The organism is Pseudomonas sp. Z1-14, assembly GCF_051132005.1.
Lineage (GTDB): Bacteria > Pseudomonadota > Gammaproteobacteria > Pseudomonadales > Pseudomonadaceae > Aquipseudomonas.
On record NZ_CP071646.1, the window covers coordinates 1,953,166 to 1,969,571 of the forward strand.

Consider the following 16,406-nt stretch of genomic DNA (forward strand, 5'->3'; position numbering starts at 1 on the left):
TGTTATGACCGTTTACGCAATTATCGGCGGCACTGGCCTGACCCAGCTGGAAGGCCTGACCATTCGCCAATCCCTGGCGGTGGAAACGCCCTATGGCGCGCCATCGGCCGACGTGCAGATTGGCGAATATGCCGGGCGTGAGGTGCTGTTCCTGGCCCGTCATGGCCATCCTCATCGTTTTCCGCCGCACCAGGTCAACTATCGCGCCAATCTCTGGGCACTGAAGCAGGCGGGTGCCGAGGCCATCCTGGCGGTCAACGCCGTGGGCGGGATCCACGCGGCGATGGGCACCGGACATTTCTGCGTGCCCCATCAGTTGATCGATTACACCAGTGGCCGCCAGCACACGTATTTTGCCGATGAGCTGGAAGCGGTTACCCATATCGATTTCAGCTATCCCTACACGGAGACGCTGCGCCAGAAATTGATTGCCGCCCTGGCCGCCGAGCGCTGCGGCTACAGCAGCCATGGCGTCTATGCCTGCACGCAGGGGCCGCGCCTGGAAACGGTGGCTGAAATCGCCCGCCTGGAACGCGATGGCTGCGACATCGTCGGCATGACAGGTATGCCGGAAGCGGCATTGGCTCGCGAGCTGGATTTGGACTATGCGTGCCTGGCCCTAGTGGTTAATCCCGCGGCAGGCAAATCCACGGCGGTGATCACCATGGCCGAGATCGAGCAAGCGCTGCATGACGGGATGGGGAAGGTGAAGTCGACCCTGGCGCGAGTGTTGGCGACAGGCTGATCCGGCCATCTTGACGCAGGGTGGGAGCGAGCCTGCTCGCGAAGCGGTTAACCGTTGTTACGAGGGTGGCTGTGAAGTAGCCATCGCGAGCAGGCTCGCTCCCACAGGCATAAACGAACCTCAGCGCTTCTCCAGCTTATCCGGCAGCGGTGCGAACAACGCATCGATGTCTTCGTTCTGCAGTTTCCAGTCCCCGGCCACGCGCCCATCCAGCACGCCGGCCGCGAGGTCGGATTTTTCCTTCTGCAGCAGTTGAATCTTTTCTTCCACGGTTCCCCGGGCTATCAGCTTGTAGACGAACACCGGCTTTTCCTGGCCGATGCGATAAGCGCGGTCGGTCGCCTGGTTTTCGGTGGCCGGGTTCCACCACGGGTCGTAGTGAATCACCGTGTCCGCTTCCGTCAGGTTCAGACCCACGCCGCCGGCCTTCAGGCTGATCAGGAAGATCTGACGCTTGCCGCTCTGGAATTCCTTCACCGGAGTGCGTCGGTCCCGGGTCTGGCCGGTCAGGATGGCGTATTCCACACCGCGCTTTTTCAGTTCGTCTTCGATCAGCGCCAGCATGGACGTGAACTGGGAAAACAGCAGCACCCGCCGACCTTCTTCAAACAACTCCTCGAGCATCTCCATCAGGCTGTCGAGCTTGCCCGAAGCACTGCCGCGGGCTGGCAGGGCGGCGTCGCTGATCAGGCGCAGGTCGCAGCACACCTGGCGCAGCTTGAGCAGCGCTTCGAGGATGATGATCTGGCTGCGCGCCACGCCTTTGCGGGTGATTTCGTCACGCACCTTCTTGTCCATCGCCAGGCGCATGGTTTCATAGACATCCCGTTGGGCGTCGCTGAGTTCGACCCAATGGATGATCTCGGTCTTGGGCGGCAATTCGGTTGCGACCTGTTCCTTGGTCCTGCGCAGCAGAAACGGTTTTATCCGACCGTTAAGGTGCTGCAATCGTACGGCGCTCCCGCGTTTTTCGATCGGCACGCGGTAGTCGCGGTTGAAATCCTTAATGTCGCCGAGCCAGCCCGGCAACAGGAAATGAAACAGCGACCACAATTCACCCAGGTGATTTTCCAGCGGTGTCCCGGACAGGCACAACCGCTGTCGGGCATCGAGCTCACGGGCGGCCTGGGCGGCCTTGCTGGTGGGGTTCTTGATGTACTGGGCTTCATCCAGGATCAATACGTGCAGCGGTTGCGCTTTAAGGCGCTCGACATCCTTGGGCAGCAATGCATAGGTGGTCAGGATCAGGTCGTAATCGGCCAACCGCTCGAAATGTTTCTTGCGTCCGGCACCGTACAAGGCCAATACCTTGAGCTGCGGGGTGAAGTGGCTGGCTTCATCGAGCCAGTTGGGAATCAGGCTCGTCGGCATCACCACCATGCACGGCCTGTCGAGGCGGCCGGCGTTTTTTTCGCTAAGAATGTGCGCCAGGGTCTGTAGGGTTTTGCCCAGGCCCATGTCATCCGCGAGAATGCCGCCAACCTCCAGTTGTCGTAGCGATTGCATCCAGCTCAGGCCTTCGAGCTGATAGGGCCGCAGCGTTGCGTTCAAGCCTTCCGGTGCCGCCGCGGTGTAGTCCTTGATGTCGCGCAGCCGCTGGGCCAGGCCACGGATGTGTTCGCCCCCTTCCCAGCGCAGCGGCATGTCTTGCAGCGGGTTCAGGCGCAGGGCGTCCGCGCTGTTCAGGCGCAGTTTGCTGGTGCCGGGTTCTTGCAGGTAAAACTCGCCGAGGGTCGCCAGCACCGGCTTCAGGCGTCCATAGGGCAGGGCGACTTGCTGCGGGCCGAATTCCGAATTGGGACGGTGCGGCAGGTTGACCAGGATGAGTTCGTCGTCGCGGCGCCGGGCCAGGCGTTCCGGGTTGAACAGCTCGATGTGCGAGCGCATCAGGTTCAGCAGGATCGGCAGCAGGCTCAAGCGCTCGCCGTTGACGATGATCCCCAGTTCCAGATCGAACCAGTCTCGCTCCGGAGTTTCCTCGACGGTGGCGTACCACTCGTCCACGGCCGTCAGGTCGAAGCCGAAGTCTTCGTCGATCTGCAGCTCCCAGCCTTGGTTGCGCAGTTTTGGCAGGTCATTGAGGGTAAAGGTCAACCAGGCACTGTCGTTCACCATCTCGTAAAGCTCGCCGGCGCTTTCCGGCAGCGCCTTGCTTTGCCGGGTGGCGACCTTGAAACCGAGGATTCGCAGTTGTTCGCGGTAGGACTGTTCCACATCGGTCTGGCGTTTGATTCGCAGCGTCTGGGTTTCCTGGCGAATCAGTACGTCGGTGTTGCGCTGGCCGCTGACGTATTCGTCCAGATAGCTGAAGGACAGGGCAGCGCGGTGCTGGATGTAGCGCTGCATCTTGCCGTTGCGCGGCTCGAAGGCGCTGAACTCGATACTCGCCAGCCACAGGCGCGGCATCGGTTGCACGTTTTCCACGAGCACCTGCGGCGGGGCCTTGGGACTGCGGTTGTCGAGCACGGTCTGGAGTTTTTCCAGCAGATGCGCGTCTTTCTCGGCGGCTGGGTAGGCCAGGGTTTCCTGGACCTGCAACAACACCGCCGCGCAATGTTTGCAGTTGATGCGCACCGGGCAGGAGCAGGCCGCTTCGAGCAGGATCAGCGTGCCCTTGGCTGACTCCTTGAGGCGAATGGTCTGACGATAGACGCTGCCGCCAGAGCCTTCGCAACTGGCGATGATGGTGCTGTCTCCGGTCTCGACGATCCTGACACGATTTTCCAGCGCGTATCGGCGTCCGCGCTCCAGGCTTTGTTCCTTGAATCGATTGACCCAGGAGGGTGCCAGGGGTTTGCTCAGGGGCGAGGGCATAGGCGCGCCGGTCAGTCCGGAATCGCTTCGGGCGCCTGCCGTGGCGCGGGCGCGGTCAGCGAGGTGATCTTGATCAGCAGACCGAGGTGACCGTTATCGAGGAAATTCAGCTGGCCGTTCTTGGTGTGGCTCTGTTGCTTGAGGCGTTCGCTGGCGGTGACCAGGCCATTGGCGTCGATCTGGTTGACCCAGAAGTCGGCGTCGACGTCGGTAAAGCGTCCCAGTTTCAGTTCCAGGGTGCCCTCGATGGGAAACTGGCCGAACTGTTCGGTGCCGTCGCTGACGGCGACCTTGCTGCCCTGTTCGCCCAGGTTCTGTTGCCAGGCCTTGTGCATCAGCACGCTGTATTGGCCGCTGGCGTTGAGTTTTTCGACGATATTGCCCAATGCTGGCGTGCGCTGGCTGTCCGGGGGCAGGCGTTGTGCGCCGGCGTCCCAGTCTTCCGGCGCGGCGCGACTGAGAATCGCCGGCTCGGCATTCTGGCGAACCAGGATCATTTCCACCTGATACAGGTCGTCGGCGAAGGCCAGGGGGGCGACCAGGGTCATCAACAACGTCAAGGAGCGAAACAGGCGCATTGGGCGTCCTTCAAGCAGTGGTCGGAGTGAGGCGCTCGAACAGCGCCTCCACGGTATTAAAACGCTCTTCCGGGCGTTCCATGGGCACCATGAACTTGAACATCGTGGCGCCTTCGAACTTGTAGCGTTTGGGCTGGCCCTGGATCAGCTTGATCAATACCAGCGGATCGACCGGCGTCTGGGCTTCGAATTCGATGCGGCCGCCGTTGGGCCCACCGTCGACTTTCTTGATGCCCAGTTGCTCGGCCTTGAGCTTGAGCAGCGTGGTGCGCACCAGGTTCTTGGTCGGCTCCGGCAGCAGCCCGAAGCGGTCGATCATCTCTACCTGCAAGTCCTTCAGGCCTTCCTCGTCGGCGGCCGAGGCGATGCGTTTGTAGAGGATCAGCCGCGCATGGACGTCTGGCAGGTAGTCTTCCGGGATCAGTGCCGGCACCCGCAGATTGATCTCCGGCCCGCCGCCCAGAGGCTGGTCGAGGTTCGGTTGCTCGCCCTTGCGAATCGACTTGACCGCGCGTTCGAGCATTTCCATGTACAGCGTAAAGCCGACGGCCTGGATCTGGCCGCTCTGGCCGTCGCCGAGCAATTCGCCGGCACCACGGATTTCCAGGTCATTGGTGGCCAGCACGAAGCCGGCGCCGAGGTCCTGGGTGTTGGCGATGGCCTCCAGGCGCTTTTCCGCGTCTGGGGTGATCTGCTGGCGCGGCGGCGTCAGCAGGTAGGCATAGGCCTGGTGGTGGCTACGGCCGACCCGGCCGCGCAACTGGTGCAACTGGGCCAGGCCGAACTTGTCGGCGCGCTCGATGATGATGGTGTTGGCGCTCGGCACGTCGATGCCGGTCTCGATGATGGTCGAGGCGATCAGCACGTTGAAACGCTTGTGATAGAAGTCGCTCATCACCTGTTCGAGTTCGCGCTCGCGCATTTGTCCATGGCCGATGCCGATACGGGCTTCCGGCACCAGCTCGGCGAGGTCGGCGGCACATTTCTCGATGGTCTTCACGTCGTTGTGCAAGTAATAGACCTGGCCGCCGCGCAGCAACTCCCGCAGCAGCGCTTCCTTGACCGTGCTCTTGTTCTGCTCCATCACGAACGTACGCACCGACAGGCGGCGGGCCGGCGGCGTGGCGATGATCGACAGATCACGCATGCCCGACACTGCCATGTTCAGCGTACGCGGGATCGGCGTGGCGGTGAGGGTCAGGATGTCGACTTCGCTGCGCAGGGCCTTGAGCTGTTCTTTCTGGCGCACGCCGAAACGGTGTTCTTCGTCGATGATCACCAGCCCGAGGCTTTTGAATTTCACGTCGTCCTGGAGCAGTTTGTGCGTGCCGATGACGATGTCGATCTTGCCCTCGGCCAGGTCGGCCACGGCGGCATTCACTTCCTTGGTCGACTTGAATCGGCTCATCACTTCCACAGTCACCGGCCAGTCGGCGAAGCGGTCGCGGAAACTGTTGTAGTGCTGCTGGGCGAGCAGGGTGGTCGGCACCAGGATTGCCACCTGCTTGCCGCCATGCACGGCGATGAACGCGGCGCGCATCGCCACTTCGGTCTTGCCGAAGCCGACGTCGCCGCAGACCAGTCGGTCCATCGGTTTGGGCGCGAGCATGTCGGCGCGCACGGCTTCGATGGTGGTCTGCTGGTCGACGGTTTCCTCGAACGGGAAGCCGGCGCTGAAGGTTTCGTAATCGGCTTTCGGGTCGGCGAACGCGTAGCCTTCGCGCGCGGCGCGACGGGCGTAGATGTCAAGCAATTCGGCGGCCACGTCGCGCACTTGTTCGGCGGCCTTGCGCTTGGCTTTCTGCCAGGTTTCCGAGCCCAGGCGATGCAGCGGCGCCAGCGCATCGTCGCTGCCGGTGTAACGGGCGATCAGGTGCAGGTTCGCCACCGGCACATAAAGTTTGGCGCCCTCGGCGTATTCCAGAGTGAGGAATTCGGCGACCTGGTTTTCGATCTCCAGGGTCGCCAGGCCCAGGTAGCGGCCCACGCCATGGTCGATGTGCACCACCGGCGCGCCCTCGCGCAACTCGGTGAGGTTCTTGATGACCGCGTCGTTGGCAGCGTCGGCGCGCTTCTCGCGACGGCGACGCTGCATCACCCGCTGGCCGAACAACGGGCTCTCGGCGACCAGCGCCAGGGCGGGATCATCCAGGACCAGCCCGTCATTGAGCGGCGCGATGGTGATTGCCAGGCGCTCCTTGCCGGCGACGAAATCCGGCCAGCTGTCGACAGTCTTCGGTCGCAGCTTCAGGCGTTCGAGCAGCTCCAGCAATACTTCGCGACGGCCGGCGGACTCGGCGGTGAACAGCACGCGGCCAGGGAATTGGTCGAGGAAACCGGCCAGGGCCGCCAACGGTTGCGTGGCCTTGGCTTCGATCGCCAGGTCCGGCAGCGCTCTGGCGGGGAAGCGTTCGCGACCGACGCCGGTTTCCACATCCTGTTGGCTCGCCACCACGCGCGGCCAGTTCTTGAGGCGGGCGAAGCAGTCTTCAACCGGCAGGAACAACTCGGCGGGTGGCAATAGAGGACGGGACGGGTCGACACGCCGCTCTTCGTAGCGGTTGCGCACGTCATTCCAGAAATTTTCCGCCGCTTGCTCGATGCCGGGCAGGGAAAATACCTGGGTATCCTGGGGCAGGTAATCGAACAGGGTGGAGGTTTCTTCGAAGAACAGCGGCAGGTAGTACTCGATGCCGGCGGGGGTAATGCCGCTGCTCAGGTCCTGGAAAATCGGGCAGCGCCGGAAGTCTACGTCGAAGCGCTCGCGAAACCGCGCCTTGAAACGCGTCACCGCGTCTTTTTGCAGAGGGAATTCCTTGGCCGGCAACAGGCGGATCGACTGCACTTTGTCGATGGAACGCTGGTTTTCCGGATCAAAGGTGCGCAAGGTCTCGATCTCGTCATCGAACAGGTCGATGCGATAGGGCAGTTTGCTGCCCATCGGGAACAGGTCGATCAACGCGCCGCGGACCGTGAACTCGCCGTGCTCGTACACGGTATCGACGTAGCGGTAGCCGCTGGCCTCAAGCCGGGTGCGCATTTGCTCGACGTCGAGCTTCTGGCCGATGTCCAGCACCAGGCTGCTGCCTAGCAGGAACTGGGTCGGCGCCAGGCGATGTAGGGCTGTGGTGATCGGCACTACCAAAACGCCATGACTGAGCTCCGGCAGCCGGTAAAGGCTGGCGATGCGCTGGGAAATGATGTCCTGGTGCGGCGAAAAAAGGTCGTAGGGCAGGGTTTCCCAGTCCGGGAAATGCAGCACTGGCAAATCCGGGGCGAAGAAAGCCAGCTCCTGTTCCAGCCGCTCGGCGCTTTGGCTGTCGGCGGTCAGCAGCAGGGTAAAGCGCTTTGCAGCGCTGGCAGCCTCGGCGATGGCCAGGCTCAGGGCGGCACCGGGCAGGTTGCCCCAGTGCTGTTTACCTGCCGCGGCAGGGAGAAGCGGAAGACGCAGAACGGGCACGGAAGGTTGAGCTCCAGCGTTGCGACAAAGTCGACAATTGTAGCGGGGGAAGGGGGCTTCTGTCAGTCGCGGACTATGCTGCAGGAACGCAAAACCACGGCGCGACGGGCGCGCATTGCTCCGCCGATGACTCGGCGGCATAATGTAGCCCCTTTTTTCAGCCCCTACATGTGGAAGGTTACCGTGACTCAGAAGCCCGACCAGTGTCTTGGTGAATGGATTGATCGTGAAGCACTCGCAGAAGCGATGATCCCTCTCATCGGTCAGCTCTACCGCAATAACAACGTGGTGAGCTCGATCTATGGCCGCAGCCTGATCAACCAGTCTGTCATCGCGATCCTCAAGGCCCACCGCTTTGCTCGCCACCGTTCTTCCGACGACAGCGAACTCTCCGTCCACGAAACATTCCCCCTGCTCAAGGCGATGAGCGAGCTCAAGCTCGGCGCGGCCTCGGTGGACCTGGGCAAGCTGGCGTTCAAATTCCGTAACGAAGCCAATGGCCGTAGCGCCGAACAGTTCGTGCGCGAAGAAATGGCTGACGTGGTTGGTCAGCAGAACGCTTCGGCTCGTAAAGGTACCGACGTGGTCCTGTACGGCTTCGGTCGTATCGGCCGTCTGCTGGCGCGTATCCTGATCGAGAAAACCGGTGGTGGCGACGGCCTGCGCCTGCGCGCCATCGTCGTGCGCAAGGGCGCCGAGAACGACCTGACCAAGCGTGCCAGCCTGCTGCGCCGCGACTCGGTGCATGGTTCCTTCAACGGCACCATTACCATCGACGAAGAAAACAACACCATCACCGCCAACGGTAACCTGATCCAGGTGATCTACGCGAAGAACCCGACCGAGGTGGACTACACCCAGTACGGCATCAAGGACGCCCTGCTGGTGGATAACACCGGTGTATGGCGCGATGCCGATGGCCTTGGCCAGCACCTGGCCTGCCCGGGTATCGACCGCGTTGTCCTGACCGCACCTGGCAAGGGCAAGCTGAAGAACATCGTTCACGGTATCAACCACACCGAAATCACCGCTGACGACAAGATCATCTCTGCCGCTTCCTGCACCACCAACGCCATCGTGCCGGTGCTCAAAGCCGTGAATGACAAGTTCGGCATCATCAACGGTCACGTCGAAACCGTTCACTCGTACACCAACGACCAGAACCTGATCGACAACTTCCACAAGGGCGATCGCCGGGGCCGTAGCGCCGCGTTGAACATGGTCATCACCGAAACCGGTGCCGCCACTGCTGCCGCCAAGGCCTTGCCTGAGCTCGCTGGCAAGTTGACCGGCAACGCGATCCGTGTGCCGACGCCGAACGTGTCGATGGCCATTCTCAACCTGAACCTTGAGAAAGCCGCCACCCGTGAAGAGATGAACGAGTACCTGCGCTACATGGCGCTGCACTCCGACCTGCACAAGCAGATCGACTTCGTCAACTCGCAGGAAGTGGTGTCCACTGACTTCGTCGGTTCGCGCCACGCTGGCGTTGTCGACGCCGAAGCGACCATCGTCCAGGACAATCGTGTTGTCCTGTACGTCTGGTATGACAACGAGTTCGGCTACAGCTGCCAGGTAGTTCGCGTAATGGAAGACATGGCTGATGTGAATCCGCCTGCGTTTCCGCGCTAAGCCTTAAAGCTTTAGCTGCTGGTGAAAAAACGCCCCGACTTGTCGGGGCGTTTTTTTGTCTGGGTTTTGCTGTGTTTGGGCGGGCCTCATCGCGAGCAAGCTCGCTCCCACATTGGACCGCATACATCAGCAACAACTCGGTCAACTGTGGGAGCGAGCTTGCTCCGGGCGGCGATCCGACGATGACGATTTATCAGGCACCGCCCACTACAGAGGCCTGCGCCGTGCGCAGTTCATGCCGATTACCCTTGAACAGTACCAACGTCGCAATCAACCCCAACACCGCCGCACCACTGAGCCAGATCCCCGGCGCCGCTTTGTTATCCAGCACATGGATCAGATAGGTACAGGCCGCCGGCGTGAACCCGCCGAACGTTGCCGTCGCGAGGCTATAGGCCAGGGAAAAGCCAGTAGTACGCACTTCAACCGGCATGATTTCCGTCAGGGCGACCACCATGGCGCCGTTGTACGATCCATACAGGAACGACAACCACAGCTCGACGATCAGTAAATGGCTGAAGCTGGGGTTCGCCACCAGCCAGGACAGCGCCGGGTAGGCGGTCAGGATCGCCAGGATTGTCGCAGCCAGCAGCAGGGGTTTGCGCCCGATCTTGTCGGAAAGCGCGCCCATGACTGGCAGCCAGAAGAAATTCGACAAGCCGATACACACCGTGACCAGCAACGCATCCAGCTCCGACAGGTTGAGCTCAGCCTTGCCAAATGTCGGCGTGTAGGCCGTGATCAGGTAGAACGACACCGTAGTCATCACCACCAGTGCCATGCCGGCCAGGACAATGCCGAAGTTCTGGCCAATGGAGCGGACGATTTCCGACAGGGTAGGGCGGTGTTTTCTCGCCTGGAATTCCGGCGTTTCTTCCAGCGAGCGGCGAATTACAAAAATGACCGGTACGATCAGGCAACCGATCAGGAACGGCACGCGCCAGCCCCATTCGCCCATTTCTTGCGGGTTCAGCCAGTGATTGAGGCCAACCCCCAGCAGACCGGCAAAGACCACGGCGGCCTGTTGGCTCGCGGACTGCCAACTGACAAAAAAGCCCTTGCGCCCCGGCGTAGAGATTTCCGCCAGGTACACCGAGACCCCACCGAGTTCCACGCCTGCGGAAAAGCCCTGCAGCAATCGGCCCAGCAATACCAGCAGCGGCGCCGCCACGCCCAACGTGGCGTAACCCGGTACACAGGCGATCAGCACCGTGCCGGCGGCCATCATCGCGAGGGTGATGATCAGGCCTTTGCGCCGGCCGTGACGGTCGATGTAGGCGCCAAGGAAGATCGCGCCCAGCGGACGCATCAGGAACCCGGCGCCGAACGTGGCCAGGGACAGCATCAGCGAGGCGAAGGCACTGTCGGTCGGGAAGAACGTCTTGGCGATGGCCGTGGCGTAGAAGCCATAGACCATGAAGTCGAACATCTCCAGGAAGTTGCCGCTGACAACGCGAAAAATCGCCTTGCCGTTGCTCGTGTTGGAAGGCATGTGTAGGTACTCACTCTGGCAATCTCGTATGAAAGCGCTGCAATCCATGTGGGAGCGAGCCTGCTCGCGAAGGTGGTGTGTCAGGCCCCTTGACGTTGATCGGTCCATTGCTTTCGCGAGCAGGCTCGCTCCCACAGGTTTTTTGCATGCGCTGTAGCCCATAATGGCCGGCGTGGTTTTGTGGGGAGATGAAGATTTGTTAACTGGACGATGGATTGGGCTTGTGATGCTGGCCGGCGTTGTGTCCGGCTGCGGCCAGGGCGATACCCTGGAACGCTTCAATGGCCCTACCATGGGCAGCCGTTATTCCGTCCAGTACGTCAGGCATGCCGCCACGCCCGGTCCGAACGTGGTGCAGGCCGAGGTGGAAAAAATTCTCGCTGAAGTGGATCGGCTGTTTTCCACCTATCGCAGCGATTCGGAAATCGAGCGCTTCAATGCGCTGCCTGGCGGCAGTTGCCTGACCATGCCGGGACCTGTGCTTGAACTTGTCCGGGTGGGTGAGCAGCTATCTTCGCAAAGCCATGGCGCATTCGATCTGACGGTGGAGCCTTTGCTGAACCTGTGGGGCTTCGGCCCGCAATCCCGGCGAGAGGCGGTGCCCAGCGCCGAGGCCCTGGCCCTGGCGCGACGACAGGTTGGCCATGGCTACTTGCGGATCGAAGGCGACCGGTTATGCAAGGACGCCGCGGTGGAAGTCGATTTCAACAGCATCGCGGCGGGTTATGCCGTCGACCGCATCGCCGCGAAGCTCCAGGCTTTGGGCATCGACAGCTACCTGGCCGAAGCCACCGGGGAGCTCAAGGCTGTCGGGCACAAGCCGGATGGGTCGGCCTGGCGCATCGCCCTGGAAGAGCCTCGGAACGATCGGCAAATGGCTGAGCGTGTCATCAAGGTCAACGGCTACGGGGTTTCAACGTCGGGCGACTATCGTAAATATTTCGAGCAGGGCGGCAAGCGTTACTCCCACACCTTTGATGCGCGCACCGGGGCGCCGGTCCTACACAACCTGGCGTCAGTCACGGTAATTCATCCTTCAGCGATGTTGGCCGATGGACTATCGACGCTGCTGCTGATTCTCGGTCCCGAAGAGGGTTGGGATTATGCCCAGGAGCACGGCATCGGAGTATTTTTTGTGCTGCGGGATGGGGAGCGTTTCGTCGTACGTACAAACGATGCGTTTGAACGGATGGCCGGCGAAAAAACCCAATGATGACGATGAGCTTGTTCAGCGCTGTACTCGTGGCGAGGGAGCTTGCTCCCGCTTGAGTGCGAAGCGCTCACAAAAGGGGCCGCTGCGCAGCCCAGCGGGAGCAAGCTCCCTCGCCACGATGATTCAGTTGAACTTGAGATGATTGTCACGCAATGCTGACAGGGTTATGAAAGCCCACCTGTGGCGAAATAGCGCAGGCAAAACTAGCCTACGACGCGACCAAGGGGTAATGTGCGCGGCGTTGACGCTTCTATAGACTGTGGCCGGGCGCGTGAACCGGTCCCAAATTGTTCCTTCATGCCGCCGGCCGGCATGATTTAGCCGTCGGTGCCAACTGTGGCATCGCGGCCTGTTCTGAGGAGTACGCATGGCTGTCTACAACTACGACGTGGTGGTACTGGGTTCCGGCCCGGCGGGGGAAGGTGCGGCAATGAACGCCGCCAAGGCAGGGCGCAAGGTGGCGATGGTCGACAGCCGTCGGCAGGTTGGCGGCAACTGCACCCACTTGGGTACCATCCCGTCCAAGGCCTTGCGTCACTCGGTCCGGCAGATCATGCAGTTCAACACCAACCCGATGTTCCGGGCAATCGGCGAGCCGCGCTGGTTCTCCTTCCCGGACGTGCTCAAGAGCGCCGAGAAGGTGATTTCCAAGCAAGTGGCCTCGCGTACCGGCTACTACGCCCGTAACCGTGTGGACGTGTTTTTCGGCACTGGCAGCTTCGCCGACGAGCAAACGGTCGAAGTGGTCTGCGGCAATGGCGTAGTCGAGAAACTGGTGGCCAAGCACATCATCATCGCCACCGGCTCGCGTCCGTATCGCCCGGCGGACATCGATTTCAACCACGCACGTATCTACGATAGCGACACGATCCTGAGCCTGGGGCATACCCCGCGCAAACTTATCGTCTACGGTGCCGGCGTGATCGGTTGCGAATACGCCTCGATCTTCAGCGGCCTGGGCGTGCTGGTGGAACTGGTGGACAACCGTGGGCAGTTGCTGAGCTTCCTGGACTCGGAAATTTCCCAGGCCCTGAGCTACCACTTCAGCAACAACAACATCACCGTGCGCCACAACGAGGATTACGAGCGCGTCGAAGGCGTGGACAACGGTGTGATCCTGCACCTCAAGTCCGGCAAGAAGATCAAGGCCGACGCCTTGCTCTGGTGCAACGGCCGCACCGGCAACACCGACACCCTGGGCCTGGAAAACATCGGCGTGAAGGTCAACAGCCGCGGCCAGATCGAGGTCGACGAGAACTACCGCACCTGCGTGCCGAACATCTATGGCGCCGGTGACGTGATCGGCTGGCCGAGCCTGGCCAGTGCCGCCCACGACCAGGGCCGTTCGGCCGCCGGCAGCATCGTCGACAACGGCAGCTGGCGTTTCGTCAATGACGTGCCGACCGGCATCTACACCATTCCGGAGATCAGCTCGATCGGCAAGAACGAGCAGGAGCTGACCCAGGCCAAGGTGCCTTACGAGGTCGGCAAGGCCTTCTTCAAGAGCATGGCGCGGGCGCAGATCGCCGGCGAGCCGCAAGGCATGCTGAAAATCCTGTTCCACCGCGAGACCCTGGAAGTGCTGGGCGTGCACTGCTTCGGCTACCAGGCCTCGGAAATCGTCCACATCGGCCAGGCGATCATGAACCAGCCGGGCGAGCTGAACACGTTGAAGTACTTCGTCAACACCACGTTCAACTACCCGACCATGGCCGAAGCCTATCGGGTAGCGGCCTACGACGGGCTCAACCGGCTTTTTTGAGCGGCTCCGGCCGGTGGCCTGAGCCGGCCGGGGAGACCGATTTCAGCAATTCTCGAGGGTGGCGGTGGCCAAACCGGGAAAGTCTGTAATCAGGCTGTCAGCGCCAAAGTCGGCGAGCCTGCGCATGAGCGCGGGCTCGTTGACGGTCCATACCGACACATGCAGCCCCTGGCGCTGCGCCTTGATCAGGCGTTCCGGCGTGCACAGGGTCCAGTTCAGCGCCAGAATCTCACAGCCATAGCTCTGGGCGACCTTCAACGGGTCGAGCCAGGCGTATTCGGCGACCAGTCCACGGGAAATGTCCGGCGTCAGATCCAGCGCGGCCTTGAGCACTTCCCGGGAACTGGAAGTGATGGTGATCTTGTCCAGCAGGCCGAAGCGCTGGGCCATTTCACGGATGCCCAGCACGGTGGCGGCGGCGCGGGTGCGTGAGGCGCTTTTCACCTCCAGTTGCCAGTGCTCGAAATCACACTTCTCGAACAACTCTTCCAGGCGTGGAATCGGGCACGGCTTGATCCAGCCCGGGCCACCCTTGCGCGCGTCATAAGTCACCAGTTCAGCAGCGGTGTGTTCGACCACCTTGCCCCGGCGATCGGTGGTGCGCTTGAGGGTCGGGTCATGGATCACCATCAACTCGCCGTCCATGGACAGGTGCAGGTCCAGCTCGCAACGGCGTACGCCGTGCTTGAGGCATTCCTGGAAACCGGTGAGGGTGTTTTCCGGTGCTTCGCCCTTGGCGCCGCGGTGGCCATAAATGAGGGTCACGGTTATTCCTTATCGATGCCAGATTCATTCAGTTCCCGGGCCAGGCGCCGTTCCTGCGCCTGCTTCTGCAGGATGTAGCGGGCCAGCAATTGGCGCTGGGCGTCGGTCGGGTGCTCAAACTCGGTGCCTACGTCATAACCGTTGCCCTTGGGGTCGCAATGGGTGACGCGGGCACGCAATAACAGCCCCAGGGCCTGGGGCATCAGCACCAGCTTGACCGAAAGGTGCGCGCCGACGGCAATGGCGCTGGGGTACTGGAAATCGATGCCGCCTTCGGAAATGATCACCGGCTGGGGATCGCCGATTTCGCCGAGCACCGTTACGGCGATGACCTGGCTGAGCAGGTCGATGCGTTTGTTCATGGCCTTGAGGTAGGCCGCGATGCTGCGCTCGCGCTCGCTGATCTGGCGTAACAGGTGTTGTGATTCGAACTCGCTCAGGTGCAGCTCGCTGAGCAGGTTGAACAGTGGGGACTCATCCTGCAACACTTCCTGGCTGGCTGCTTCAGGAATGGACAGGGGCCGAATTTCCAGTGCGATCGTGTCCTCGATACGGTAGTATTCGCGGCGATCTTCTTCATCTAATGTCGACATGGCGAACCCATGGTAGCGGCGGTGGTCTGAGTGTAAAGCTGGTTTGTGACCCCCGCCACAAGGACGTTCCTTTTCCCTCCGAACAAGCCCCGACATGTTCAGACCTCTCTTCGTATTCATCGGCACGCGTTATACCCGTGCAAAGCGTCGCAATCATTTCGTATCGTTCATTTCCCTGACGTCCATCATCGGCCTTGCCCTTGGCGTGGTCGTGATGATCGTCGTGCTGTCGGTCATGAACGGCTTCGACCATGAAATGCGCACCCGCGTGCTCGGCATGGTGCCCCACGCGACCCTCGAAACCGGCGAAGCCATCAGCGACTGGCCAAGCCTGGCCGCCAAGGTCAAGCAGAACCCGCAGGTGTTGGCCGTTGCGCCTTTCACCCAGATGCAGGGGTTGCTGACCAACGACGGCAAGGTCTCCAAGGTCTTGCTCAATGGCATCGATCCCGGGCTGGAGCGGCAGGTGTCGATCATCGACAACTTCATGCGGCAGGGCAAACTCGACGACCTCGCGCCGGGCAGCTTCGGTATCGTGATCGGCGACAAGGCGGCGACCAAGCTCGGCGTGGCCATCGGTGACAAGCTGACGTTTGTCGCGCCGGAAGTCACTGTCACTCCAGGCGGCATGTTCCCGCGCATGAAGCGCTTCACCGTGGTCGGCATCTTTCATGTCGGCGCCGGCGAGCTGGACGGTTACCTGGGGGTGACCAACCTCCAGGATCTCGCGCGTCTGCATCGCTGGAAGCCGGATCAGGTCCAGGGCCTGCGGTTGAAGTTCGATGATCTGTTCCAGGCGCCGCGCGTGGCGTGGAACATCGCCCAGCAGCTCGGCGAAGACCGTTATTACGCCCGCGACTGGACCCGCACCCATGGCAACCTGTATCAGGCGATCCGTATGGAAAAAGCCATGATCGGCCTGCTCCTGTTGCTGATCGTCGCCGTGGCGGCGTTCAACATTATCTCCACGCTGGTGATGGTGGTGAACGACAAGAAAGGCGACATCGCCATCCTGCGCACCCTCGGCGCCACGCCGGGGCAGATCATGCGGATCTTCATGGTCCAGGGCACCGTCATCGGCGTCATCGGCACGTTTGTAGGCGCCTTGGTAGGGATGTTCGCCGCACTGAATGTCAGCGCCGCGATTGCCGCCCTCGAAGGGCTGATCGGGCACAAGTTTCTCAACGCCGACGTGTACTTCATCGACTACCTGCCCTCGCAGTTGCAGGCCGATGACGTGTTGATGGTCTGCGGCGCCGCGTTGATCCTGAGTTTCCTCGCCACCCTGTATCCAGCCTGGCGTGCCGCGCGCACCCAGCCGGCGGAGGCGTTACGTTATGAGTGAGTCGGGC

11 protein-coding genes are annotated in these 16,406 nt (G+C 61.6%); 5 read left to right on the forward strand and 6 right to left on the reverse strand.

Annotated elements, in window-relative coordinates; genetic code table 11:
- Positions 1-4 precede the first annotated feature (4 nt).
- Positions 5-745: an S-methyl-5'-thioinosine phosphorylase gene (locus tag J3P89_RS08990; RefSeq protein WP_434697311.1), complete on the forward strand. Its 741-nt coding sequence runs from the start codon at positions 5-7 to the stop codon at positions 743-745.
- A gap of 120 nt (positions 746-865) precedes the next feature.
- On the opposite strand, the gene J3P89_RS08995 is transcribed toward J3P89_RS08990, so the two are convergent.
- Genes J3P89_RS08995 through mfd form a run of 3 tightly spaced genes read right to left on the reverse strand, consistent with a single transcriptional unit; the run spans position 866 to position 7,597 of the window.
- On the reverse strand, positions 866-3,559 hold the full coding sequence (locus J3P89_RS08995) for a DEAD/DEAH box helicase (protein WP_434697312.1): 2,694 nt from the start codon (positions 3,557-3,559) through the stop codon (positions 866-868).
- Between the two features lie 11 nt (positions 3,560-3,570).
- Complete coding sequence (locus J3P89_RS09000; protein WP_434656742.1) at positions 3,571-4,137, reverse strand: CsiV family protein; 567 nt, start codon at positions 4,135-4,137, stop codon at positions 3,571-3,573.
- Positions 4,138-4,147: 10 nt separating this feature from the next.
- Positions 4,148-7,597 (reverse strand): transcription-repair coupling factor, encoded by a 3,450-nt coding sequence (gene mfd / locus J3P89_RS09005; protein ID WP_434697313.1) that lies wholly within the window; start codon positions 7,595-7,597, stop codon positions 4,148-4,150.
- Between the two features lie 168 nt (positions 7,598-7,765).
- Here mfd and J3P89_RS09010 point away from each other — a divergent pair, with 168 nt between their 5' ends.
- Positions 7,766-9,229, forward strand: a complete 1,464-nt coding sequence (locus J3P89_RS09010; protein WP_305500011.1) for a glyceraldehyde-3-phosphate dehydrogenase — start codon at positions 7,766-7,768, stop codon at positions 9,227-9,229.
- Between the two features lie 193 nt (positions 9,230-9,422).
- Here the strand turns inward: J3P89_RS09010 and J3P89_RS09015 are convergent, their stop codons facing one another.
- Positions 9,423-10,721, reverse strand: a complete 1,299-nt coding sequence (locus J3P89_RS09015; RefSeq protein WP_434697314.1) for an MFS transporter — start codon at positions 10,719-10,721, stop codon at positions 9,423-9,425.
- A gap of 226 nt (positions 10,722-10,947) precedes the next feature.
- On the opposite strand from J3P89_RS09015, the gene J3P89_RS09020 reads away from it, so the two are divergent.
- Both J3P89_RS09020 and sthA read left to right on the forward strand, forming a co-directional pair.
- The gene (locus tag J3P89_RS09020) at positions 10,948-11,934 is read left to right on the forward strand and encodes an FAD:protein FMN transferase (protein WP_434697315.1); all 987 of its coding nucleotides are present in this window, start codon (positions 10,948-10,950) and stop codon (positions 11,932-11,934) included.
- A gap of 367 nt (positions 11,935-12,301) precedes the next feature.
- Complete coding sequence (gene sthA / locus J3P89_RS09025; RefSeq protein WP_245142796.1) at positions 12,302-13,696, forward strand: Si-specific NAD(P)(+) transhydrogenase; 1,395 nt, start codon at positions 12,302-12,304, stop codon at positions 13,694-13,696.
- 42 nt (positions 13,697-13,738) lie between these two features.
- Here sthA and J3P89_RS09030 read toward each other — a convergent pair whose 3' ends face one another.
- Positions 13,739-14,461 (reverse strand): glycerophosphodiester phosphodiesterase, encoded by a 723-nt coding sequence (locus J3P89_RS09030; protein ID WP_003199672.1) that lies wholly within the window; start codon positions 14,459-14,461, stop codon positions 13,739-13,741.
- 2 nt (positions 14,462-14,463) lie between these two features.
- The gene (locus tag J3P89_RS09035; RefSeq protein WP_305500019.1) at positions 14,464-15,054 is read right to left on the reverse strand and encodes a PilZ domain-containing protein; all 591 of its coding nucleotides are present in this window, start codon (positions 15,052-15,054) and stop codon (positions 14,464-14,466) included.
- Positions 15,055-15,148: 94 nt separating this feature from the next.
- On the opposite strand from J3P89_RS09035, the gene J3P89_RS09040 reads away from it, so the two are divergent.
- A complete protein-coding gene (locus J3P89_RS09040; RefSeq protein ID WP_305500020.1) occupies positions 15,149-16,399 on the forward strand; it encodes a lipoprotein-releasing ABC transporter permease subunit in 1,251 nt (416 codons plus the stop codon).
- The last annotated feature ends 7 nt before the right edge of the window (positions 16,400-16,406 follow it).